6 protein-coding genes and 1 pseudogene are annotated in these 7,226 nt (G+C 43.7%); 6 read left to right on the forward strand and 1 reads right to left on the reverse strand.

Annotated features, from left to right (window positions below; translation table 11 throughout):
• The 6 genes and pseudogenes from tnpC to AB4167_RS19745 form a co-directional block, all read left to right on the forward strand.
• A pseudogene (gene tnpC / locus AB4167_RS19720) lies at nt 1-741 on the forward strand (IS66 family transposase); the annotation flags it as partial.
• Between the two features lie 377 nt (nt 742-1,118).
• The gene (locus AB4167_RS19725) at nt 1,119-1,403 is read left to right on the forward strand and encodes a hypothetical protein (protein WP_017062010.1); all 285 of its coding nucleotides are present in this window, start codon (nt 1,119-1,121) and stop codon (nt 1,401-1,403) included.
• Between the two features lie 44 nt (nt 1,404-1,447).
• A complete protein-coding gene (locus AB4167_RS19730) occupies nt 1,448-1,639 on the forward strand; it encodes a carboxylesterase family protein (RefSeq protein WP_372104194.1) in 192 nt (63 codons plus the stop codon).
• A complete protein-coding gene (locus tag AB4167_RS19735; protein ID WP_372104197.1) occupies nt 1,584-2,165 on the forward strand; it encodes a hypothetical protein in 582 nt (193 codons plus the stop codon). Before AB4167_RS19730 ends, AB4167_RS19735 begins: the two co-directional genes overlap by 56 nt.
• Nucleotides 2,166-2,274: 109 nt before the next feature.
• Nucleotides 2,275-3,951 carry an amidohydrolase family protein gene (locus AB4167_RS19740; RefSeq protein ID WP_102319826.1) on the forward strand — a complete coding sequence of 559 codons (1,677 nt, stop codon included), beginning with the start codon at nt 2,275-2,277 and terminating at the stop codon, nt 3,949-3,951.
• Between the two features lie 92 nt (nt 3,952-4,043).
• On the forward strand, nt 4,044-5,027 hold the full coding sequence (locus AB4167_RS19745) for a GTP-binding protein (protein ID WP_136982110.1): 984 nt from the start codon (nt 4,044-4,046) through the stop codon (nt 5,025-5,027).
• 312 nt (nt 5,028-5,339) lie between these two features.
• Here the strand turns inward: AB4167_RS19745 and AB4167_RS19750 are convergent, their stop codons facing one another.
• The gene (locus AB4167_RS19750) at nt 5,340-6,515 is read right to left on the reverse strand and encodes a threonine/serine exporter family protein (RefSeq protein ID WP_372136919.1); all 1,176 of its coding nucleotides are present in this window, start codon (nt 6,513-6,515) and stop codon (nt 5,340-5,342) included.
• Nucleotides 6,516-7,226 lie beyond the last annotated feature (711 nt).

Raw genomic sequence — 7,226 nt, forward strand, 5'->3', positions numbered from 1 at the left:
GCACTGCCGAATGTGAAAAAATCGCCTTGTACGACTATCAAAACAGTCGCGCGAGGGTGTGCCCCGTGGACTTTTTAGGTGACTACAACGGTTATCTACAAACCGATGGCTACACGGCTTATCATGGTCTGCATCACGTCACTAATGTGGGGTGCTTAACGCAAGTTCATGGACGCGAAGAAGCTTCAAGGGGAAGGTGAATCGGGCAAGGCTGATAAAGCGCTGGCTAACCCCCCAAAGCTCTGCGGGATAGAATCACGCTTAAAAGGTGCGCCTGCCGAAGAGCGAAAAGCAGAGCGTTAAGCTCATGCCAAGCCGATACTGGATGAGCTTTACCAATGGATGACAACCCAGAAGGTGATAGGCTCTAGCCCACTAGGCAAAGCAATAAAGTACAAGCTCGGGCAATGGCCTAAACTCATTCGTTATATCGACGATGGTCACTTATCTATCGATAATAATCGCGCTGAACGCGCAATTAAACCGCTGGTTATTGGCAGGAAAAATTGGCTATTCTCCAACACACCAAACGGTGCTGAGGCGAGCGCGATGCTTTACAGTATCGTCGAGACTGCAAAAGCCAACGGTCTTATCCTCTAAGACTACATGGTCAAGTGCATGAAAGAGCTCGCGAAAGCAGAGCCTGATATCGACGCACTTCTACCTTGGACCTCTTCGGGTCAAGTCAAAACAGACCTCAACAATATTGGCTTTGGCCTCGAAACTTACGTTTGGTGCTAACTATGCCATCGGACTCTAATAACATATTTGGGTTCTTTGATGAGTTTGAAGCTTCAGAAGGAGAGTTACAGCAACCCCCTATAGAGCTATTTCAAGAACCCGTTGAAATTTTATCAACCCTAGATAGTCAGCCAAAGAAGGTACAACAAGAAGTCTTTGTGATAAATAAAAAGCGACATCCACTCACGGTAGTGAATATATGTAGGATCACGTCCTGCATAAGCGATTTATTCAAATTTAAAGAGTGAATTAATATCGCACCATAAAGAAAAAATACTTCAAATACTCCAGAAATGAGCATGGCTGAGCATAGGGATTCTCAGGTTTGATGATACCAATATCAGGTCAGATGGCCGAACACATTTATGGGTACAACCATGAATTTAACGCATCGCTCACTCATGGTTATCGCTATCACTGTTGCTCTTTCTGCGTGGGGTAGTGATGAAACCAGCTCACGTCCTATTAAGCCAGAACCGCTTCAGACATTACCAACAGAGCAGGTTTCAGTATCCATCGGGGACGCGACTCTTTTCGCAAATAGAGAGTCTGTTGTGATCAATACCTTAGCAGGTGACGAGCAACGCGTATCCATTGAAGCGTTTAAAGGAATCACTTACGCCGATCAACAACGTTTTCAGCACAGTCACTCCGTCAATTAGAACACAATGCTGATAGCGCTATAGATGCGACACAATTTGGCGCCGTGTGCCCACAGCTTAAAATAACCCAGCAAGAGCAATCTGAAGATTGCTTGAATCTTAATATTTGGCGTCCTTCGGAGATCAATGGTTCAGAGTCATTACCCGTGTATGTCTTTATTCATGGTGGGGACTTTGAATATGGCGCAGGTTCTGATACCGACATTAACGGTGATACCGTCGTGGCTAAAAGATAACATTCGATATACGGGTGGCGTTGGCGCTGGAAAGGCGAACCTCGATATTTTCAAAGAGTTCAGTATAGGTGCGTCGTACAACAAAACGATTCAATTCGGCACAAAAACCTCGGGAGTCGCTGCGCTTCAGCAGCTCCAGTTTCGAGTGGCAAACACACCATTGATGCTGGGTGTGAAACAGATTATTGGCCAGAGCTCGGTAGAGTTTGAGACCAGTAATGAAGATGTGAATAACGCTATCAATGGCGTTATTCAATATTTTATGGGCGAAAGCTCGGTGACCTCTGGGCTGGGTGTTGTCGCGGAATACGATAATGCGATTGATAATCGTTGGACCGTTTCTGCGTTTTATGGCCTGGATAAAGCGACAGTAGAGGGCAGTCTGTCAGACGATGAAAGTGTCGATGCGTATGGTGCTGGATTTCGCTATCAGATAGCTTGCCGATATGGGTTACACATGGGGGTAGACCTCGCTTTTAGTGACGTTGACAGCGCGTTTTATATAACGGTTGGCAGTGGATTCTAATGATGGAAAGGTGGGTGTTAGTCAATCGATTGATTTTTCTACATGCAGCATAGTTTTCATAGCAATCATGAACTAATATTCTTTTACAACAAACATAACAGGTATCAATATGAAAAATTACGACCCAAATGAATTGGACGCTACGCAAGTATTACTTGATGGTGTCGATACAGATAAACGTTCGACTTTGACTAAGTTAGCGGTTGGGGCTGCGGCACTGCCTTTTGCCTCTGTTTTACATGCAGCCCCTGAAAAACTGGTTGGCCAAAACATCAAACTGATGCCTAACGAGAAAGGGCCATTTGATATCGTTATCGAAAATGGCCGTGTTGTTGATCCTGAAACTGGACTCGACGCAATTCGTCACGTCGGTATTAAAGGTAAGCGTATTGCTGCAATCTCAGACAAAAAGCTGCAAGGCAAAACAATCATCGATGCTGAAGGTCTCGTGGTTGCACCTGGCTTTATCGATATGCACGCTCACGGACAACAACTTCCTGCTGCCCGTGCTCAAGCATTCGATGGCGTAACCACCGCTCTTGAGATGGAATCTGGTCTATTCCCAATCGGAACGTACTACGATATTACTGCTGCTGAAGGTCGCCCGATTAATTACGGCGCTTCTGTAGCATGGACTTACGCTCGTATTCAAGCAAAAGAACCTACGATGCCTGCTCCTGATGGTACGATTGTTTGGTTCCAGAAAGCTTTTTCTAAAAACAATTGGCAAAATACCCTAGCAACCCCAGATGAATTAAAACAAATTCTGGGCTCGGTTGAGCAAGGTCTTAAAGAGGGGGGCTTAGGCATTGGTATTAACGCGGGTTACGCACCAGGTTATGGCCACAAAGAGTACTATGATCTTGCTAAACTAGCAAAACGCTATGAAGTACCAACTTACACTCACGTTCGTTACCTAAACAGCGCAGAGCCAAAATCAAGCTTTGAAGCATACCAAGAACTCATTAGCCTGTCGGCGACAACGGGTGCACACATGCACATTTGTCACCTCAACAGCACGTCAGTACAAGATATCGAAGATTGTGCCGATTTAGTTCAATCCGCCATTGATCAAGGTTTAGCCGTTACTACTGAAGCTTATCCTTATGGTGCTGGCTCTTCCGTTATTGGCGCAGAAGTTTTCCGTGGTGACGATTGGTTACAACGTTGGGGTGTACCAAGCGCTAGCTACATGGAAGCGAATGGTAAAGCACTAAACCAAGAAAAAGTCACTGAACTACAAGCATCAGCGCCCGGTACCGTGGTTGTCATGCACTTCTTAAAACCCGATGAGAACAAAGAAGATCGCGCTAAAATGGACCGTTCAGTATTGTTCCCAGGTGCAGCTATCGCTTCAGATGCAATGCCTTGGATGGATGATAAAGGCGTATTAATTGAAGGTGATGTATGGCCACTTCCAAGCAACGCAATAGCTCACCCTCGCTCACTTGCTTGTTTCTCTCGTTTTATTGAAAAATATGTCGAGGAATACAAAGCGGTAACACTAGTAGAAGCGATGGAAAGAACTAGCTTAAACGCATGTCGTATTCTTGAGGATGCTGTGCCACAAATGGCAAATAAAGGTCGTATTCAAGTAGGTAAAGATGCTGATTTAGCTATTTTCAAACTTGATGAAGTAAAAGCCGTTGCAACATTTGATAAACCAAATGCCCTTTCTACAGGCATGAAATACGTACTTGTAAACGGGACACCTATCATTGAAGCTGGTGAAATGTTGTTAGATTCAAACCCAGGTGAAGCGGTTCGCAACAAAGTTACTGGCTAAGTTATCCTGACTTAAAAGGTTGGGCATTAGCTCAACCTTTTTTATTGCTTACCGAGTAAATATAGACAACGAAAATCGAAAGAGAGCATGCTATGAGCAAGAAGCCTATTCCAGTAACAATTTTAGCCGGATTTTTAGGAGCAGGGAAAACGACCCTACTAAACCATATATTAACCAATGCAAATGGAATGCGCATGGCTGTGATCGTCAATGATTTTGGATCAATCAATGTTGATGCGGAGTTAGTTAAATCTGAAAGTGAAAATATGATCAGCCTAGAGAATGGCTGTATCTGTTGTAACCTTGCAGAAGGACTAGTCGTTTCGGTAATGCGTTTACTCGCATTAGAGGAACGCCCAGACCATATTGTTGTTGAAACTTCAGGTATCGCAGAACCCAAAGAAGTGGCACTTCAATTTGAAGATCCGGAACTGCAAGCACACGCACCTTTAAATGCAATCGTGACGACGATCGATGCGGAAAACATTTTAGGGCTAGAAGGCCCAATGGAGACGTTGTCGAAGCAGCAAATTCAAGTGGCTGACATTGTTCTGGTTAATAAAGTTGACCTAGTCGATGCTGATAAACTAGAGCAAGTCAAAGCATGGTGCCGAGTACAAGCTCCGTTTGCTAAATTGATTGATATTTCATTCGGCGAAGTGGATTTACCTATCTTATTTGATGCCCCTGAAAGTACGCGCTTTGTCACTAACAAAATAGCGGCTGATCAAAGGGAATGCCAGCACCATGATTGTCATGATGAGCACTGTCATCACGTGAACCATGATTTCGAAACATTCAGCTTTGAAACTGATCAACCGCTTAATCTACAAAGTTTGTATCCTCTACTGCAACAGTTTTCAATCGATGCTTATCGCATGAAAGGTATTTTAAATTTAACCGATCGTCCTGATCATCGCTGTGTATTTCAGTGCACGGGCCAGCGAGCCAATGTGACGGTTGGAGATGCATGGGAAGATGATGAATCTCGTTCGTCACGGTTAGTCTTCATTGGACCTAAAGGTGGCCTTGATAAAGAGAGTATGCGTAAAAAACTGAACGCACTGGTGGCGTAGTTAGAACGGAAATGGAGTAGATGGTAAGCCTATCAACCTAGCGCTTGCCTATACCTAGCTTACCTCTGCCTACTTTGCATTGACTCATCCTAAGCATCCTTATCTTATTGAATTATTGGCTAATTTCGATTCTATTCGGTTTTTCCAAATCCATATTGCTCATTCCCCTCGCCATCTGAAACAAAATAGTCTTATCGATTTTCGAGACTCTGTTCATCAGTACCTTCTCAGAATCGGTTAACGTCAAAAAGCAGATAAAGACTCAATCGTGGGTTATTGGGGCGTGTTGATCAGCGATTGTTAGTTCGATGGTTAGTCCTCAATGATGGAATCAAAATGACGACTAAATATAGAATAAACCATGATTTGTCCCGCCATAATCGCGCCAAACATCAGCAAGGCGGACAGACCAATATTCGGAATGGGTAAAATGGAGGTCGCAAAGAAGGACTCACTTGCTCCGACAATGATTCGACTACCGGGGACAAGAATGATGATCCCTTGAATAATGTATATGAGTGGTGGAACGTGACGCAATTTTCCCATCCCCAACCCGTAAAGCGTAATGAGTATTGTGCTTACCCATGTACCTACAACCCAATCGGAAGTAAACCAATGTGGCCCCCACATGCCAATTGCCGCGACAGGAAGGCCTAAGAGAATTTCTGTCATACTTGCGTTGAAAATAAGGCCAATAGCGACAGAAATCCCGATCAGTGCGGTGACATGAAGAACGAATGGGATTTCATCAATAAATACCGGTACCGATAATGGTTGATTGATTATGTTGGCTAAGCCTAACCCCATAACAATGCCGATGAATATTTTCATTACTATGAGTGCGCTTTGTGCAAGCAGTTCGATACCTGACCGAAAGTCATTGAGAGCAAGACTGGCTAAGCCGTTGGTGACGGTTAACCCAGGAATAAAAAGGACAATGGAAGAAATGCACAGTGCCAATGTTGGTAAGCCGGAAACCTGTGCCGCTATCATACCGGTTAAAAAACTGGCTACTAAGGCGACAAAGAACTCGACAAGAATGCTTCTTGGCCCAGTCAGGAAAATTTGTGCTAGCCAGGCTATAGCGCCCAGAATAATGGATAAACCGACCGCCAGATAAGTACTGCCAACTAACATTAAATAACATGGCGGAAGCAATAAATTGGCAAAGCACAAGGTACGATTCGAGTAGGTTTCTGAACCTTCGTAATGGGAATGAGTCGAAAACCCTTTATGCGTTGCGACTAAATCACGTAAGTTAACCGAGGGTGGTTTTTTGTTTTCCATCACGACTTTTTGCGTGGGTTGCTCAAAAATAGTGATGACTTTTGTCGGGGTCACATCAATAGAGACATCAATGTTCTGGCGTTTTGCATAAGCTTGAGTGTATTGAGCTACCGAGTAAGGCGCACAACCAGATTGATGTAATCGGTCCGAAAAGCTCAAAATTTCTTGCTGGCATTGTTCGATATGATTTGTTTGTTTCATTCTGTTTGTTTCTCAATAACCAAGGCGATATATGTTTGAGGGGCATTCTAATTCAATAGTATCCTCATTCAAGCGTAACCAATAGTCGTATATAGAGGACGGGCCCCTACAAACGAACAAGGCAATGGTTAAAAAGATAGGATTCATTGAATGAGAGGTTATCAGTTTATCGTTGAGGTAAATCAGTCATTGTTGAAGCTGCAACCTCAAAAATAGATCCGCTCACGCAGCTATTTGAAGGCGTAAAACTCCAAATCCATGAGGTGATTGATTTAACTCTGAGGCTTTTAGAAAAGCTCGGTAATGAGTAAAGGAAACTAATATTTAGGAAATGGAAGCCTAAATAAGATTGATGATGAGCGTTAGAATCACAACTAGAATGGAACCGACATAAGCAATTTCAATAATGTTTGAATCAATCCAGTTGCAGTATGCTTGAATTGCTAAACTCAGTTTGTTTTTCATAATGGCCTTTGGGAAATTAACCGAAATCTACTGTAAATAATAGCTTATTATGAGTGAGCTTTGGTGACGGTTTCAAAGGTTCCTTAGCGCTAACAGTGTGATTGCGGCGCTCACGTATTAACAATATCGTCCCGTGGGTTCATGGGGCGGATACAGTCGATAAGGTTTAAGAGCAGAAAGTTGGGCTAAAAAAGAGCCGCTTATTTGTGGTTCATCGCGGCTTTCCAAGAAGTAGTCGGTATCTCG

Source organism: Vibrio sp. 10N.286.49.E11, from assembly GCF_041469505.1.
Classification (GTDB): Bacteria; Pseudomonadota; Gammaproteobacteria; order Enterobacterales; family Vibrionaceae; genus Vibrio; species Vibrio crassostreae_C.